Here is a 15841-nt window from a genome sequence, read left to right as displayed (position 1 = left end):
TCAAATCACATATTTAATGGGGTTTGCTAAAAAAAATAACAGTATATGAGTTACAAAAAATGTTCTTTGTATTGTAGAACTCTAAAATCGAAAGTATTAAAGTTTGGGTTTTTATCTTTCAAATCTTTATAAAGTTGCAAACTCCCGACAGCGCGGTTGGCAGCACCAGAAGGAGCCGTTAATGACACCGTTTTTATTTTTTTCTTAGTCTTAGGATTAATAAATTGATGAATACGAGGTACATCATTTGAAACCAATTCATAATTTACTTCATGATTTTTTAGCAACTTTCTGAAAAAATACTCGGGTCCATTTTTACTATTTCCACCAGTAAAAAGTAAAGTTTCAACAGAAGGAAATTCTTCAAGATATGTAAAGATATTTCGTAGCTGAACATTAGTCATTCCCAAATCTGATGCGTCTATTTTTTGTCGTTCCGCACTAGCAACGATATCACAGATACCTATTCTTTGCGTCCGCAAAAACTGTTTGCGTTCTTGTATCGCTTCTTTAGTTGTTTCAAAGGTTAAATTAAGTTGAAAGATTTTATTCAAAATAGGCCACAGTTGACCATCTCTACTGCCATAGCAAAAATCAACATCACGTTCTTTAAGCTGACCTTTAGAAAATCTTGGTGGCGGCAAGGTACCCACAATAAGTTTTTTAACTCCTTTAAAAAGGTATGGCGGATATGGATGTTCGTGTATAAACATTAGTTAAGCTGAGATAGTTCTTCAATTGCTTTTTTTATGACGATTCTGTTTATTTTAAAACTTTGTTTGGACATATTTTCCGATTCATTCTTAATATCTTGATAAACCGCCTTAGCATTTTGTATTTTATCATTTCTCAAGTAAAACCGAGCCAACTCCAGACGTTCCATAAAATAATTATAGGGAGCGTCAAATGTTTTTAACCAAACCTCAGCCTCCCTAATGTTTTCGGTTTTTTCAAGTGCCATTCCAAAGAGAAAAGCCGCTCTTGACTTTTTAAAAGCTGTATTATTTTTTATTCGTTCAGCAAAAGTTATAGATGATTCAAACCTAGAAGAGAAATAATAGGCCTCTTGTAGCTTACTTATCACATAAAAATCATCTTTAAAAACATCCCTCAAAGAAGCCTGATAGTTTTCTATTGCCAAATCGTATCTACTTTCAAGTAAGTAGGCATCAGCCAGGGCAACTTGATTTTCAAAAGTTTTCGAAAATTTCAGTTTTCTTTCAAGATCTAGAATTTTTTTAGAGGGATTTATTACAGTTTTCAAAGTCTCTTGAGCTTTTTCAAAATCATTTTTACGAATGACATTCATAAAAAGATATGCCAATGACCCTACAACCGGCAAAAAAACAATTGCAAGCCACCAGTAATAATTGTTTCTATTGGAATAACAATGGTAAATACAAAAACCCTGTAAAGCGATAATGAAATAATAATACATTTTTTAAAAATAGAACAAACTTATCAATTGCTTAATATTGCTATAAGTTTCCAACATTAAAAAATTTTAGTGCTTTATTTCTTTTAGGGCAAGAATTTATGGAACTGGGAGACTTTAAAAGTAAAAGAGGTAAGGTTACCAACAAATCAAATGGTTCAAGACGCAAACGTAAATTAAGGAAACGGAAAATTACCGAAGAAAAAATAAGAATAGAAAAATCTAAATAGTATTAATCTACCTTAAAAATTAGTTCTATTTCACCTTCTTCGGTGATGCTAATTTCATACGTATAAAGGCCAATTGGTAAAGGGTCAAAATCAAGATTATCTGGAATAAAACTAAAATCTGCTGAATCTGCTTCTATTGTAAATGGCATGGCTTCAAACGCTTCGTCATAAGCCAAATAACTTGAAAAACCATCAGCAACAACATTTTCATAAAATAAACTATCGGCTATTACTTCAACAAGATTAAACTCAATATTAGTCTTATTTGCTATTCTAATATTCGGCGAAGTAAGGTTATCATCTCTATCATCACAACTTAAGAATATGATAACCACTGCAATTAAAGAAACTATTTTTTTCATGATGTGCCTTTTAAAAATAACGACACATCTGTAAAAATATTCTACCTAATGAAAACAGGTTGATGCTCTTTTAAAGTATGCTCTTTACTAAAAACATAATCATCATAATTAAAACCTTTAATATCTTGTAGGTTTTGCGCTTTACTATCTATGATGTAACGGACCATTGAGCCTCTTGCCTTTTTAGCAAAAAAACTTATGATTTTTAACTTATCATTCTTCCAATCTTTAAAAATTGGAGTAATAACTGGCACCTTTAATGATTTTTCATCAATTGCACCAAAATATTCATTACTTGCCAGGTTAACAAAAACCTCGTCTTTTTCAAGCTCAGAGTTCAAATATGTTGTGATATCCTTTTTCCAGAATTCATAAAGATTTTTTTTACGCCCTACTTTAAGCTTGGTACCCATTTCGAGACGGTAAGGTTGCATTAAATCAAGTGGCTTAAGCACTCCATAAAGTCCTGATAAAATTCGCAAGCTTCGTTGAAGTTCTTCTAATTTATCTTCAGTAAATGAATACGCATCTAACCCTTGATATACATCGCCATTGAAAGCGAATACCGCCGGTCGCGCATTTTCATTAGTAAAAGGTATAGTAAATTCTTGATTACGTTGCCAATTCAGCTGCGCTAGACTATCTGAAATAGACATAAGTTGCGATAATGCTTTAGGCTTTTTCTTTAATAAAACTTTATTTAATTTTTCAGATTGCTCTAAGAATTCAGGCTGGCTAAATTTTGCAGTTGGCAGTTCAGTTTCAAAATCAAGCGACTTTGCAGGAGAAACAACAATCTTCATAGTTTTATTATTTATCTCAAAAGTAAAACCAAATTCTTGATTATGGTAAAGAGTTCAAATGGAAGTTATCAATCAAAGAATTGGAAAAATTGATATCACGATGATTGTTTAGAATAATTACGCCACTTTTCAATACACTGAATCATATCTTCCGGCAATTCAGAATTAAACTTCATAAACTCTTTTGTTGTAGGATGCTCAAAACCTAAGGTTTTTGCATGTAAGGCTTGTCTTGGTAAAATTTTAAACGCATTATCTACAAACTGCTTATATTTTGTAAAAGTGGTTCCTTTGAGAATCTTATCGCCCCCATAGCGTTCATCATTAAAAAGGGTATGACGAATATATTTCATATGCACTCTAATTTGATGCGTACGACCTGTCTCTAACTTACAAGAAACCAAAGTGACATAACCAAGTCTTTCAATTACCTTGTAATGCGTTACCGCTTCTTTACCCTCATCTCCTTCAGGAAAAACCGTCATCTGTAAACGGTTTTTTGGGTGTCGAGCAATATTACCTTCAATAGTACCAGAATCATTCTCAACATTGCCCCACACCAAAGCAATATATTCTCGCTCACTAGTCTTCTCAAAAAACTGTTTTGCTAGATATGTCATGGCAACTTCAGTCTTAGCAACTACAAGTAAACCCGAGGTATCTTTATCTATGCGATGCACCAAACCTGGCCGGTTTGAACTATTATTAGGTAGGTTCTCAAAATGAAAAGTTAAGGCATTTATTAGTGTTCCTGAGTAATTACCATGACCAGGATGAACCACCATACCGGCAGGCTTATTTACCACGAGAAGGGCTTCATCTTCATAGACAATATCTAAAGAAATATTCTCTGGAGTGAGCAAAAACTCATACGGAGGATGCTCAAAAAGCACTTTCACCTCATCACCTGCTTTTACTTTATAATTCTGCCTTACGATGGTATTATTTACCCAAATATTGCCATCTTTTGCAGCTTTTTGAATTTTACTTCTAGTGGCATTCTCAATAAAATTCATTAGAAATTTATCTACACGGAGCGGTTCTTGCCCTTTTGAAGCTATAAACTTAAAATGTTCAAATAAGTCATTTTGTGAAAGCTCTTGATTCTCGGCAGTATCCATTAATTATCAGATTCAGCTTGAATACGAGCACTATTAGGTATTTTACCATTACCGCAAATAAGCTCAACCTTAGAGGTTTTAGGCAATTTATCACCCGGGCTAACGTATTTGCCTTTATACTTCATTCGATATACCATATCTTTTCCAAGTTCTTCTATATAAGTTACACGCTGAACATCTAGACCAACAGCTCGCAACATTGATGAAGCATTTCTTTGAGTTACTTGAATAATATTGGGCACGGTAACTTTTTTATAGCCGGAAGGGTTAACAGTAAAATAAATTTTTCTATTATCCTTTACCTTAGTTCCCGGGGATGGGTTCTGATCAAGAATAGAAAATCTTGGAAAATCAGGATTATAATTAGTAGAATCTAATACTTCATAACGCAGGCCAGCTTCTTCGGCAACTTTACGCATATCTTGAACCGACATTTTTGAAAAATCAGGCACTTCTACAAACTCTCCATGATTCGTTGTGCTTTTTAACCATCTTAGGGTTGCAAAGCAAATTAGCACTACTGCAAGTAATGCAAGACCAAGCTGAATTAAAAAAGTTTTACTCCTTAAAAAATTAAAAAAGTTCTTCATGAGAATTTGTTATCAAAGCAAATATAGAAAAACAGCCCTTTTTTCTTTACTTTGGCATTAGCATATTTAATTTCAATGAAGAAAAACATCGCAATCATTATGGGAGGATATTCGAATGAATTTCCTATTTCCATAAAAAGCGGTTCCGTAGTGACCAAACATTTATCCAATGATAGATTTATAACCTATCCTATTGTAGTTACTAAAGAATCATGGTATTATAATGATGAAAATCAGGTAGCACACGAAATAGATAAAAACGATTTTTCTTTGAAACTACAAAACGAGAGAATCCATTTTGATTGTGTTTTTAACGCAATTCACGGTTCACCTGGTGAAGATGGTCTTTTACAGGCATACTTTAGTTTAATGCAGATACCACAAACATCATGTGCCTATTATCAAGCAGCACTAACTTTTAATAAAAGAGACTTTTTAAGTACAATAAAGCCATACGGAATAAATTGTGCTACTTCCTATTTTCTAAATTATGGAGATACTGTAAATGAGCATGAAATTATAGATAAAGTGGGCCTTCCATGTTTTGTTAAGGCAAATAAGGCTGGCAGCAGTTTTGGAATTTCAAAGGTGTATAAATCTGAACAACTAAAAGCCGCCATAAACAAGGCATTTGATGAAGATGATGAAATTATTATAGAATCATTTTTAGACGGCACTGAAATTTCTGTTGGAGTAATTACTTATCAAGGGAAAGTCAAAGTACTGCCTATTACAGAAATTGTAAGCGATAATGACTTTTTTGATTATGAAGCTAAATACCAAGGCAAATCACAAGAAATAACCCCGGCAAGAATTACTGATATTCAGTGGCAAAATGCTGAAAAGACTGCTAAAAAGGTATATGAGGTTTTAAAAATGGAAGGATATACTCGTAGTGAATTTATTTTCATTGGTGATGAACCTTTTATGCTTGAAATGAATACAACACCTGGCTTAACGGAAGAAAGTATCTTACCTCAACAAGCGCAAGCTGCTGGCATTAGTTTATCAGAATTATTTGAAAGTGCAATTGATGAAGCCCTAAAGAATTTTAATGCTTAATTTTAAGCAATATTCAATTTCTTTACATGAGAAGAGCAATTTTTCCAGGTTCGTTTGATCCTTTAACCTTAGGTCATTATGATATCATAAAAAGAGGTATTACCCTTTTTGATGAACTTATTATTGCTATCGGAATAAATTCAGATAAAAAATACATGTTTTCTTTAGAAGAACGTCAAAGATTTATCGAAAATGCTTTTATAGATGAACCTAAAATAAAAGTTTTGACCTATCAAGGCCTAACAGTTGATTTTTGCAAAGAAATTAAAGCAGAATTTATTTTAAGAGGATTACGAAACCCGGGAGATTTTGAATTTGAAAAAGCCATTGCGCATACCAATAGAAAGTTATCTGAAATAGAAACTGTTTTTCTGCTTACCTCTTCAGGCAAATCGTATATAAGCTCTTCAATTGTTCGTGATGTAATTAGAAATGGTGGAGATGTAACAGGCCTAGTACCAGATACCGTAAAAATAATGCCTTGATTTTTTTAATTATTGAGATAACCAATAACTAACTGAACTCATCTGTATAATTTCCAATTTGGCACTTACAACATCTTTTTATTAGTTCACAACAAAAACTATATTTTATAGTTATATACTTATATTTTTGTAAGAAATTACTTATTTAAGAACCCCAAATCTTAAACCTAAATCTTGAAAACTAACACTTTAACCACGCACGGCTTTTTGATAAAACAGTTACCTACAGCAACTGCATTTATTGACACTACTTTTAAAATTGTTTACGCTTCTGATAAATGGATGGAATATTTTAATCTAGAATATCATAATAGTTTAAGTAAACATCTTCTCGAAATTTTCACAGATAATAATAAAGAATGGAAGGATAGTATAGAAAGCTGTTTTAAAGGAAACACGGAACAAGGACTTCAAAGCACTAAAAATGATGCAGGCAAAGAAAAATGGTTTGAATGGTCAAATTCACCATGGTATGATGATAATGAAAACATTGTAGGAGCTATTATTCAAACCGATGATGTTACCCATCGTATAGCAAGTGAACTAAAACTTGATAAGCTTGAAAACCTGCTTAAAGACCAATCTGAAATTTCGAAAGTCGGGACCTGGGAATATAATATAATTACAGAAGAAGTTACTTGGTCCGAAATGACCAAAAAGATACTTGGGGTAGCTAAAGATTTTAAGCCCAATCTTGAATCGGCACTAAACTTTTACAAACGAGGACATAACCGAAATACAGTAGCCATGGTAGTTCATAATGGTATTGAAAAAGGGGAATCTTGGAATATAAAATCACAAATCCTAACACCAAAAGGAAAGGAAAAATGGGTGGTATCTGCAGGTAAACCCTTATATAAAGAAGGTAAAGTAACCCGTTTAATAGGTACTTTTCAAGACATTTCGACCCAAGTAGAAGCCGAAATAAAAACAAAAGAAAGCGAGCAATTACTGCGCACCTTAGTTGACAATTTACCCTTAAATGTATACATAAAAGATACCGAATCTAGAAAAGTACTGGTAAATCAATCGGAATGCGATTATTTAGGCGTAACCAACCCTAAAGAACTTATTGGAAAGACAGATGCAGATCTATATGGTGAAGAAATAGCTACAATTTCGAGAGATGAAGATTTGCATGTGATGAATTCAAAAAAATCAATCATTGCCAAACGTACTGTGAATATAAAGAAAGATGGAAAATCTACTTCTTTCTTGACTTCAAAATTACCATGGCTAGATATTCATGGTCAAAGTCAAGGTATTATAGGCATTAGTTTAGATATTAATGAATTAATTCAAAAAGAAGATCAGTTACGTGATTTGATAAATGTTACGGCAATTCAAAATAAAAAACTTATCAATTTTGCTCATATCGTATCTCATAACCTAAGATCCCATACCGCCAATTTCTCGATGTTATTGGATTTCTTAATTAATGAAAAAGTAGAAGAAGAGAAAACTAGAATCATGGATATGCTCTCTCATGCCTCTGTTAACTTAATGGATACTCTTGAAAATTTAAACGAAGTGGTTGATATTAGTACTAATGTTAATCTTGAGAAGAAGCCCATTGGTTTAAACGAACAAATAACAAAGGTTGAACAAAGTCTATCGGCTTTTTTACATAAAAATAAAGTAAAGCTTACCAATCATATTCTTGACGATATTACAGTAAAAGCTGTACCTGCCTATATAGAAAGTATCGTGTTAAACTTAATGACTAATGCGGTCAAATACAAACACCCTGAAAGGGATCCAAGAATCATACTTTCAGCACGTAAATTAGAAGACAATACTATTTTATTTAGCATTCAAGATAATGGGATGGGAATTGATTTAAACAAATACGGCAAAAAACTATTTGGAATGTATAAAACATTTCATAACAATAGTGATGCCAGGGGTATTGGGCTTTACCTTGTTAAGAATCAAATAGAAGCAATGGGTGGTAATATAGTTGCCACAAGTGAAGTAGATAAAGGTTCAACATTTAGCGTATATTTTAATGATAAAGACTAATTCTATTTATATAATTGATGATGATGTCATTACCCTTTTTGGTATTAAAAAACTCTTGAATAAAATTGTGGAGTGCGATAGCATATATGAATTTAACAATGGTAAAATAGCCATTAACACTTTAATGCATCAAATAGAACTTGGAAAAGAACTTCCAGACGTTATTTTTTTAGATATCAACATGCCCATCATGGATGGATGGGAATTTTTGAATGAGTTTCTTAAGCTTCCAATTGATAAAAAAATTAGAATAAATATTATTACTTCTTCAATTGATCCTTGCGACAGAAGAAGATGGTTGGAGTATAAAGAAATTACCCAACATCAGCTTGAATATAAAAACAAACCTGTTTTATCAATTGGGGTTGAAGATATTGTAAAAATTCACATGGCGTCTTAATACTAATATTCGCTACTTTTGATATGTATTGTGTTTAAATAATAGCACGATTATTAGACTAAAGTCCGATGCGAATATTTGTTTTCTTACTCTCTCTTCTATTTCTAGCCTCTTGTGAAACTAAGGTAAATCAAAAAAACACAAATTTTGAAACTGTTTTTGAAACCTCAAAAGGTTTTGATACCGCTGTGTATGACGAGGTCATTGATTTTTATATTAAACTTTCAAAAAACTTTTCAGAGATTAATGTACAAACAATTGGTCAGACTGATAGCGGTCAGCCTTTACACCTAGTGACCTTTAATTCTGAGGGAGACTTCAACTATCAAAAGTTAAGAGATGACAAGACGATATTATTAATTAATAATGGTATTCACCCGGGTGAAAGTGATGGTATCGATGCCACCATGATGCTATTTCGTGATTTAGCTCAAAAAAAAATATCTCACCCTAAAAACGTTGTTGTGGTAACAATTCCTGTTTATAACGTTGGCGGCATGCTCAATAGAAACTCCACAACTAGGGCTAATCAAAATGGTCCAAGTGCATATGGGTTTAGAGGCAATGCTCAAAATTATGATCTGAACAGAGATTTCATTAAAGTTGATAGTAAAAATGCTCGTAGTTTTACTGAAATTTTTCATTTGGTTAAACCGGATATCTTCATTGACAACCATGTCAGTAATGGAGCAGATTATCAATACACACTCACACATTTATTTACACAACACAATAAATTGGGTGGTGATTTAGGTAAATACTTACACACTAAATTAATGCCTGAACTAGAAACCAAGTTGGAAGCATCTAATTGGGACATCACTCCTTATGTTAATGTTTTTAATAGACCACCAGAAACAGGTTTCTCACAATTCATGGATTCTCCAAGATACTCAACTGGCTATACCACACTTTGGAATACCCTTGGAATGATGGTTGAGACTCATATGCTAAAGCCTTATAAAAAAAGAGTAGAAGGCACTTATGAATTAATGAATCAAATGATTTTGATAGCCGAAAAAGAGCATGAAAAAATTAAGAACTTAAGAAGACAAGTTGAAGAAAAAACAATAAATCTTAACTCCTATAATCTGAATTGGCAAATTGATACTACGAAGACAACAACACTGAATTTTAAAGGTTTTGAGGTTGACACTATCATTAGTGAAGTAACAGGTTTTAAAAGACTTAAGTACGACAAAACCAGACCTTTTACAAAAGCAACCAAGTATGCTAATTATTTCACTCCCATTGACACCGTCGAAGTACCTGCAGCTTATGTTGTAAAAAAATCATGGCATAAAGTACTTGACCTTTTAACTCTAAACCAGATTGATTATTTTGAATTAGATAAAGACACCTTATTAAATCTTGAATCATACAAAATATCAAACTATAGCACTAGAAAGTCCGCATATGAGGGGCATTATTTACATTACAACACCACAATTAGTAAAAGTCAACAAAATATACATCTCACTAGAGGTGATATAATAGTTCCAACCAACCAAATTGGAATTCGTTATTTACTTGAGACTTTAGAACCACAAGCTCCAGATTCATTTTTTAACTGGAACTTTTTTGATACCATATTACAACAAAAAGAAGGGTTTTCGCCTTACGTTTTTGAAGATGCAGCTTTAGAATTATTAAATGAAAATCCAGCACTTAGAGATGATTTTTTACTCAAAAAAGAAAAGGATAAGGAATTTTCTGAAAATTGGTATGCACAACTCGATTATATATTCAAAAATTCGGCTTTCTATGAATCTGCTCATATGCAATACCCTATTTACAGAATTTTAAAGGGTAGTACCGCTGAATTAATCTTGGTAGATTGAGTCATCTTCGAAAAGAAGTTTAATATTTATGTAAGAGTTGTGAAGTGCTTTTTTTATTTTTTTAGGTCCCTTCCATTTAACCTTTGTAATTCCTTCATTTTCTTGAGGAATCAGGTCTCCTTTAAAATTGGTTTCCATTGCAAACCAATAAACTTTTTTAAGTTTATAATTTCCATTTCGTTTAAAAATATGATACGTAGTTTTTAAATGCCTATCAATTTGAAGGCCGCTTACTCCTGTTTCCTCTTCTACCTCTCTTATAGCGGCTTTTTCAATCGATTCACCTTTATCAAGTTTACCTTTTGGCAAATCCCATTTATCATTTCTATAAATAAATAATACCTTTCCTTTTTTGTTTTTTACTAAACCTCCAGCGGCAACTACAATGGGAATCTTACTACTGAATTTTTCTAAAATGTTATCCCCTGGGTCATAGATATATGCCTCTGTCAACAACTTTTTTGACAAAGAGGTAATTGCATAGTTAATCGCATCATCATCCAACAAAAAGACATTCCCGGTAGTATTAACGGGCTTTTCATTTGTTAGAATCAAAGGTGACTCATTGACAAAAACTTTATACATTTGCGTAATGATTTTAGACAAAAACAGCGCCAATAAAACAGCGGAGCTATTACTGCAAGTTAATGCAATAAAGTTGAATCCTGAAAATCCTTTTACATGGGCATCAGGATGGAAATCTCCAATTTATTGTGATAATAGAATTATTTTATCTTATCCAGCCATTCGTAACTTCATAAGAGAAGAAATGGCGAAACAAGTAGAATCTTTGTACGGTAAACCAGACATCATTGCTGGGGTAGCTACAGGAGCAATTGGGATTGGCATTTTAGTAGCGGAGGCAATGGGTTTACCATTTATATATGTTAGGCCTGAACCAAAATCTCATGGTAGAAAAAATCAAATCGAAGGTCATTTAGAATCTGGCCAAACAGTTGTCGTTATTGAAGATTTAATAAGTACAGGTAAAAGCAGTTTAAATGCTGTAACCGCTTTAAAAAATGTTGGTGCAGAAGTCAAAGGAATGTTGGCCATTTTCTCATATGGATTTGACACTGCTGAAGAAAACTTTGAACAAGCTCAGGTGCAATTAAACACCTTAAGTAATTACGACCATCTTATTAATCAGGCTTCATCAACAAATTATATTAAAGAAGAACAATCACAAACCTTATTGCAGTGGCGCAAAGCCCCTCAGCAATGGAAAAAATTATAGTAAATATGCATATTGAAGTTGCTAAAAAGAAAGTACAAAAAAGTGATCAAGAGGTTTTTGATTTTTTGATTGACATTAAAAATTTTAAAGTTTTAATGCCTGAAAACATTGACAAATTCGAAGTTTTAGATGAAAATACTTTTAAGTTTGCCCTAAGTGGAATGCCCGAAATTGTTTTACGATTGAAGGAACAAATACCTCATAAAAAAATTGTTCTAGGAGCAGCTAGTGATAAATTACCATTTACTTTAACCGCGGATATTACCAGTATGAGCGATACTGAAAGTGAAGTTGGTTTAAGTTTCGAAGGACAATTTAATGCCATGATGGCCATGATGATTAAGAATCCAATCACTAATTTCATGGAGACGCTTTCAAAGAATATGGATAAATTAACTTAATTAAGTAACCTAATCTCTTTCAAAGCAAATTCAAATAATTTTTCATCCTCTTTTTGAATCACTAATTTTCCATCATCTGAGACCCCTCTAATTAATCCCATAAAAACGTTGCTATTTTTGTCTTGAAAAGTAGATGGTGTATCTTTTCTATACAATACTTGTTCGTATGTACTTTTTATCTTTTTAAATCTATTTGTTTCCAATATATTCAAGCGATTCTTCAAACAAATAACAATTTGATTCGTAAGTGCATCTAGATTAATAGTCTTTCCAAGCAGTAAACGGATTGAAGTTGCATTCTTCAAATCACCAAAGTCTAATTGATTTACATTTAATCCAATACCTATCACGGATTTACTTATAAAATTGCCCTGTAAAATATTCTCAATTAAAATTCCGCAAAGTTTTTTATTTCCTGACATAATGTCGTTCGGCCATTTTACCTTAAGTTCAGGTACTGACAGCATCATTAAAGTATCATAAAGTGCAAGTGAAACAGCACAGTTTAAATACACTTGCTCAGAAGCTTTAAGTGCTTCGAATTTTTTTAAAATACTGACGGTTAGATTTTTACCCTCCTGGGTTATCCAACCCGCGCCCATTTGACCTCGACCATTAGTTTGGTTATTTGTTGTCACCATTGTATAATCCTCCATTTCTCTTTCCAAAACCATATGTTTTAAATACTGGTTTGTGGAGGGCGTGGCATCAAGTTTGATTATATGCATGGTAGTGCTTTAAAACGACATTGAATGTAATGTTAAAAACGCACTGCGACAAACCAAAAAAGTAATAACTTTGTTGAAACATAAAAATTTTGAATGCAAGAGAGCAAAGCTGGAGCAGATGAACTTATTGCCTTAATATTATCAGGGATAGAAGAAGTGAAAGGAGTTGATATCAACTTGCTTGACTTAAGGGAAATAGAAAATACAGTTTGTGACTATTTTATCATTTGTAACGGTACGTCTAACACTCACGTAAACGCTATTGTATCTTCCATACAAAAAACTGTAAGCAAGGCAATTAAAGATAAACCTTGGCATGTTGAAGGTTCAGAAAACGCAGAATGGGTTTTAATGGACTATGTCAATGTCGTCGTACACGTATTTCAAAAACAAATTAGAGAATTTTACGATATCGAAGGTCTTTGGGGAGATGCCAAAGTCACCATGGTAGCAAGCAGCTATAATAATTAAATAATGGCAAAAGAAAACAATTCAAATACCCCCAAGAAACCACGTTTTAGTTCATGGTGGATTTACGGAGTAATTATCGCATTAATTTTAGGTTTCCAGTTTTTAGGGAGTAGTAGTTTTTCAAGCACAGAAAAGACAACCACCTCTGAATTACAAGAATTTTTAAGAAATGGAGACATTAAGGAGATTTTAATCATTACCAATGCTAGACAGGCTAAAGTATTTTTGACTGACGAGGCATTAACTAAAGATGTGCATAAAAATGTAGCAGAGAAACCTCTTATACCATCTTCTGGTCTTGTACCACAATATGTATTAGATTATGGTGACTTGCAAAATTTTGAAGACGAAATAAAAAACATAAAAAAGGATAATAACCTGGATACTATTGTTGATTTCGATACGGAATCTAATGTACTTGGTGACTTGCTATTATCGCTCTTACCTTTCGCCTTAATCATTGGTATTTGGATATACTTAATGAGAAGAATGTCAGGTGGAGCTGGAGGCGGCGCTGGAGGTCAAATTTTTAATATTGGCAAATCCAAGGCAAAACTTTTTGATGAAAAGACCGACACAAGAACGTCTTTTAAAGATGTTGCCGGCCTGGAAGGTGCTAAAGAAGAAATTCAAGAAATTGTTGAGTTTTTAAAGAACCCCGATAAGTACACATCGTTAGGTGGTAAAATACCTAAAGGAGCTTTGCTTGTAGGCCCTCCCGGTACGGGTAAAACACTATTGGCAAAGGCAGTAGCTGGTGAAGCTAAAGTACCGTTCTTTTCACTTTCTGGCTCTGATTTTGTAGAAATGTTTGTTGGTGTTGGAGCTTCTAGAGTTCGTGACCTTTTTAAACAAGCAAAAGATAAATCTCCTGCCATAATATTTATTGATGAAATAGATGCAATTGGCCGGGCTAGAGGAAAAAATAATTTCACCGGTTCCAATGATGAACGTGAAAATACCCTTAACCAATTATTAACCGAAATGGATGGTTTTGGGACAAACACCAATGTTATTGTCCTTGCCGCAACCAACCGTGCTGATGTTCTTGATAAAGCATTAATGCGTGCTGGTCGTTTTGACAGACAGATTTACGTTGATTTACCGGATATTAGGGAACGTAAAGAAATTTTTGAAGTGCATTTAAGGCCTATAAAAACCTCTGAAACACTAGATTTAGATTTTCTTGCTAAACAAACTCCTGGCTTTTCTGGTGCTGATATTGCCAATGTTTGTAACGAAGCAGCATTAATTGCGGCAAGAAAGGAAAAGAAAGCTGTTAACAAACAAGACTTCTTAGATGCTGTAGATAGAATAGTTGGTGGTCTTGAAAAGAAAAATAAAATTATCACTCAAGGTGAAAAAGAAACCATAGCCTATCATGAAGCTGGCCATGCAACAGTAAGTTGGATGTTAGAGCATGCCGCTCCTCTAGTTAAGGTTACTATTGTACCTCGCGGTCAATCTTTAGGAGCTGCTTGGTATTTACCTGAAGAACGTTTAATAGTTAGACCTGATCAAATGCTTGATGAAATGTGCGCTACCATGGGTGGTAGAGCAGCTGAAAAAGTAATGTTCAATAAAATTTCAACAGGTGCTTTAAGTGATTTAGAAAAAGTAACTAAACAAGCTAGAGCAATGGTTACTATATACGGGCTTAATGAAGAACTGGGTAACATCACCTACTACGATTCATCAGGTCAAAATGAATATGGCTTTTCTAAACCTTACAGTGAAGATACTGCCCAAAAGATAGATGAAGAAATTTCAAAAATCATTGAAGAACAGTATAAAAGGGCAATTGCCTTGCTTCAAGACAATAAAGATAAATTGACATCGTTGGCTGAAAGACTCCTTGAAAAAGAGGTTATTTTTAAAGATGATTTAGAGAAAATCTTTGGAAAAAGACCCTTTGAAAAAGAAGAAGAAATAGAAGTTTCTGATTCTACGAGCTCCACCAAGGAAGAGGAGAGCGAAAAGGAATAGTTTTTTGGTGCTTATTGAATTGCCGTTACAAAATCCTTAAGAGGTTTTAATTTATATGGGTGTTTTTGACAAACTTTTCGGAGGTGGAAAAAAAGTTTCCAAAGAAACTGCTGAAACTCGAGGCGAACATTTGCCTGACCTTAAAATACCCATAGACGAAAAGTTTACCATTTATTTTAAAAAAAATGGAGGTAAGTTTATCTATTGTGAAGATTTCACCGAGGTTCTGAACGCGCTTCAAAATATTATTTCAGAAAACAATTGGCAGTCAAAACTCTTTTATACTTTAGACAAAAGAGTAAACGAACGCTTTTCGACCGAAAAACTGGCTTTTACTAGTAATTCAAATGAAAGTGATATCTTCTTCACAACTTGCGAGCATCTGGTTGCACATAATGGTTCAATCTTAGTTTGTTCAAATCAAATCAAAGAACGAAAATTAAATGAGTTACCAGCCAACCTCATCGTATTTGCCACTACCAGCCAATTGGTAGATTCCATAAGTGAGGCTTTAAAAATTATAAAGAAAAAATACCCGCATCAAATTCCGGACAATATCACAACACTTAAGCACTTTGAATTAACTCAAGAAAACAAAAATGATTTCCTTTCTTACGGCAGTGCTTCAAAAAATGTATATCTTTTACTTCTAGAAGACTACTAGAAC

General features: G+C 33.2%; 18 protein-coding genes. 10 read left to right on the top strand and 8 right to left on the bottom strand.

From position 1 onward, the window contains the following. Nucleotides 1–50: 50 nt before the first annotated feature. The 6 genes from RM542_RS14390 to RM542_RS14365 form a co-directional block, all read right to left on the bottom strand. The gene (locus RM542_RS14390) at nt 51–713 is read right to left on the bottom strand and encodes a uracil-DNA glycosylase family protein (RefSeq protein WP_311386453.1); all 663 of its coding nucleotides are present in this window, start codon (nt 711–713) and stop codon (nt 51–53) included. Further along, nucleotides 713–1438: a hypothetical protein gene (locus RM542_RS14385; RefSeq protein WP_311386452.1), complete on the bottom strand. Its 726-nt coding sequence runs from the start codon at nt 1436–1438 to the stop codon at nt 713–715. The genes RM542_RS14390 and RM542_RS14385 overlap by 1 nt, the downstream gene beginning before the upstream one ends. Before the next feature lie 229 nt (nt 1439–1667). Beyond that, nucleotides 1668–2027: a hypothetical protein gene (locus RM542_RS14380; protein ID WP_311386451.1), complete on the bottom strand. Its 360-nt coding sequence runs from the start codon at nt 2025–2027 to the stop codon at nt 1668–1670. A gap of 41 nt (nt 2028–2068) precedes the next feature. Continuing rightward, nucleotides 2069–2830 carry a peroxide stress protein YaaA gene (gene yaaA / locus RM542_RS14375; RefSeq protein WP_311386450.1) on the bottom strand — a complete coding sequence of 254 codons (762 nt, stop codon included), beginning with the start codon at nt 2828–2830 and terminating at the stop codon, nt 2069–2071. Nucleotides 2831–2925: 95 nt separating this feature from the next. Then, entirely contained in the window at nt 2926–3951 is a 1026-nt protein-coding gene (locus tag RM542_RS14370) for an RluA family pseudouridine synthase (protein WP_311386449.1), read from the bottom strand. After that, on the bottom strand, nt 3951–4541 hold the full coding sequence (locus RM542_RS14365) for a PASTA domain-containing protein (RefSeq protein ID WP_311386448.1): 591 nt from the start codon (nt 4539–4541) through the stop codon (nt 3951–3953). Before RM542_RS14365 ends, RM542_RS14370 begins: the two co-directional genes overlap by 1 nt. Nucleotides 4542–4616: 75 nt before the next feature. On the opposite strand from RM542_RS14365, the gene RM542_RS14360 reads away from it, so the two are divergent. The 5 genes from RM542_RS14360 (at nt 4617) to RM542_RS14340 (ending at nt 10351) form a co-directional block, all read left to right on the top strand. Then, nucleotides 4617–5603 (top strand): D-alanine--D-alanine ligase, encoded by a 987-nt coding sequence (locus tag RM542_RS14360; protein WP_311386447.1) that lies wholly within the window; start codon nt 4617–4619, stop codon nt 5601–5603. 26 nt (nt 5604–5629) lie between these two features. Beyond that, on the top strand, nt 5630–6088 hold the full coding sequence (coaD, locus tag RM542_RS14355; RefSeq protein ID WP_311386446.1) for a pantetheine-phosphate adenylyltransferase: 459 nt from the start codon (nt 5630–5632) through the stop codon (nt 6086–6088). A 174-nt stretch (nt 6089–6262) separates the two neighbouring features. Beyond that, the gene (locus RM542_RS14350) at nt 6263–8110 is read left to right on the top strand and encodes a PAS domain-containing protein (RefSeq protein ID WP_311386445.1); all 1848 of its coding nucleotides are present in this window, start codon (nt 6263–6265) and stop codon (nt 8108–8110) included. Then, complete coding sequence (locus RM542_RS14345) at nt 8097–8510, top strand: response regulator (RefSeq protein WP_311386444.1); 414 nt, start codon at nt 8097–8099, stop codon at nt 8508–8510. The genes RM542_RS14350 and RM542_RS14345 overlap by 14 nt, the downstream gene beginning before the upstream one ends. Before the next feature lie 68 nt (nt 8511–8578). Then, nucleotides 8579–10351 carry a M14 family metallopeptidase gene (locus tag RM542_RS14340; RefSeq protein ID WP_311386443.1) on the top strand — a complete coding sequence of 591 codons (1773 nt, stop codon included), beginning with the start codon at nt 8579–8581 and terminating at the stop codon, nt 10349–10351. Here the strand turns inward: RM542_RS14340 and RM542_RS14335 are convergent. Then, the gene (locus RM542_RS14335) at nt 10334–10936 is read right to left on the bottom strand and encodes an NUDIX domain-containing protein (protein WP_311386442.1); all 603 of its coding nucleotides are present in this window, start codon (nt 10934–10936) and stop codon (nt 10334–10336) included. The two genes, RM542_RS14340 and RM542_RS14335, sit on opposite strands and share 18 nt — an antisense overlap. 7 nt (nt 10937–10943) lie before the next feature. Between RM542_RS14335 and pyrE the strand changes: the two genes are divergently transcribed. Both pyrE and RM542_RS14325 read left to right on the top strand, forming a co-directional pair. After that, a complete protein-coding gene (gene pyrE / locus RM542_RS14330; RefSeq protein WP_311386441.1) occupies nt 10944–11588 on the top strand; it encodes an orotate phosphoribosyltransferase in 645 nt (214 codons plus the stop codon). Nucleotides 11589–11593: 5 nt separating this feature from the next. Further along, complete coding sequence (locus RM542_RS14325) at nt 11594–11989, top strand: SRPBCC family protein (protein ID WP_311386493.1); 396 nt, start codon at nt 11594–11596, stop codon at nt 11987–11989. Here the strand turns inward: RM542_RS14325 and RM542_RS14320 are convergent. Further along, nucleotides 11986–12717: a biotin--[acetyl-CoA-carboxylase] ligase gene (locus tag RM542_RS14320; protein ID WP_311386440.1), complete on the bottom strand. Its 732-nt coding sequence runs from the start codon at nt 12715–12717 to the stop codon at nt 11986–11988. The two genes, RM542_RS14325 and RM542_RS14320, sit on opposite strands and share 4 nt — an antisense overlap. 93 nt (nt 12718–12810) lie before the next feature. Between RM542_RS14320 and rsfS the strand changes: the two genes are divergently transcribed. Genes rsfS through RM542_RS14305 form a run of 3 tightly spaced genes read left to right on the top strand, consistent with a single transcriptional unit; the run spans nt 12811 to nt 15838 of the window. Then, nucleotides 12811–13188, top strand: a complete 378-nt coding sequence (gene rsfS / locus RM542_RS14315; RefSeq protein ID WP_311386439.1) for a ribosome silencing factor — start codon at nt 12811–12813, stop codon at nt 13186–13188. 3 nt (nt 13189–13191) lie between these two features. Beyond that, nucleotides 13192–15174, top strand: a complete 1983-nt coding sequence (gene ftsH, locus RM542_RS14310; protein ID WP_311386438.1) for an ATP-dependent zinc metalloprotease FtsH — start codon at nt 13192–13194, stop codon at nt 15172–15174. Nucleotides 15175–15229: 55 nt separating this feature from the next. Next, a complete protein-coding gene (locus RM542_RS14305) occupies nt 15230–15838 on the top strand; it encodes an LUD domain-containing protein (RefSeq protein WP_311386437.1) in 609 nt (202 codons plus the stop codon). The last annotated feature ends 3 nt before the right edge of the window (nt 15839–15841 follow it).

This window comes from Croceitalea sp. P059 (genome assembly GCF_031846365.1).
Lineage (GTDB): Bacteria > Bacteroidota > Bacteroidia > Flavobacteriales > Flavobacteriaceae > Croceitalea > Croceitalea vernalis.
This window is presented reverse-complemented; position numbering and strand designations above follow the sequence as displayed.